This window comes from Hyphomonas sp. UBA3601 (genome assembly GCF_002375605.1).
Taxonomy (GTDB): Bacteria; Pseudomonadota; Alphaproteobacteria; order Caulobacterales; family Hyphomonadaceae; genus Hyphomonas.
Genome location: NZ_DFME01000054.1, coordinates 534 through 1842, shown reverse-complemented (window position 1 = coordinate 1842; position 1309 = coordinate 534). Strand labels below are relative to the sequence as shown.

The following is a 1309-nucleotide window of genomic DNA, read 5'->3' as shown; positions in this document are numbered from 1 at the left end:
GTCGAGATCTGCGACATTGCCGTCGATACGTATTTCGCGTGTCGAGAAGTCATATTTCTTGAAACTCAGTCCACCCGACAATGTCATGGTTGGGGAGAAGTCATAATACAGATCGGCCCGGACGGTCTCGAAATCATTGTCAGACCCCTGAGGGCGATTCCGGAACTGCGTGAACAGGAATTGGGACGGATCCGTTACATCCGTGTTGCCATAGCTGATGGCCGGGAGATTCAAATCGTTCCGAAAATCATAGCTATAACCTTCGACCGGGTTGGCAGCGTCAAAGAAAACTGTCGCCTGAACCGGGTTATCGAAGCTGGATGAGGACTGACCTGCAAAGAAAGAACCCCGCAGCGTGTCGGAGAAGTCGTGTTCGACTTCGAGTGTCAGCTGCGTGAACTCGGTCGTGTAGTAGTCCCGGCGATGTTCGCTGCGCATCGGGATGATGCCATTGCTCGTATCGGCGAGGACATCGCCTTGCAGATAGTCCAGAACGCCATCGCTATTCACGTTGTAGTCCGTTACCGCAATATTGTCGGTATTCGATCGTACGAAGACTTGCAGGAACTCTTCGTCGCGCTGTGCATCCAGCTCAGAGTAGAGTCCTTCCACCGTGATTGTGGTCCGGTCAGTTGGACGGAATTGTAGTGCGCCGGTTAGACCGGTGCGTTCCTGATCATAAGTGAGGCGACCATAGCGCGGGATGCGCGCATAATAGGAGTTGCGGACTTCCTCACAGGCAGCTGGCATCGGGTCCGCGCCAATACAGCCTGCGCCGTTCACAGAACGGAATGTGCCTTGATCATCAAATCGGACAGAAGAAAAGCCTTCTTCGCGGATTGTGCGGTCTTGAAATGCTGCAGAAACCAGCGCGCCAAACGTGCCAGTGTCGTTCTTGTAGGAAGCTAGGCCGGCAAGGCGAGGCGACGTGTCTTCTACGAGATCATTGTAGAGGGCCTGTGCGGATGCCGAGAAGGTCCACCCATCGTCATAGTCCAGAGGACGCGCCGTCTGAAGTTCGACAACTGCACCAAGCGATCCTTCCTCAATGGACGAGGACTGTGACTTTCGAACAACCAGTTGGCTGAACAACTCGGACGCAAATGTATTGAAATCGAACGAGCGGCTGCGGTTTGTACCACCAGAGGCGTCTGATCCACCACCGGTGGACAAGGCGTCCATACCGTTGATGCGCACACGCGTGAAGTCGCCCGAGAGGCCTCGCACCGTGATGCGCCGACCTTCGCCAGCCTGACGATCAATCGCGATGCCGGGAATGCGCTGAAGCGATTCAGCGAGGTTCAGGTCT

General features: G+C 55.2%; 1 protein-coding gene. It reads right to left on the bottom strand.

Annotated features, from left to right (window positions below):
• The coding region (locus tag B4F73_RS06235; RefSeq protein ID WP_290482759.1) for a TonB-dependent receptor plug domain-containing protein at positions 1-1309 on the bottom strand (1309 nt) is incomplete at both ends.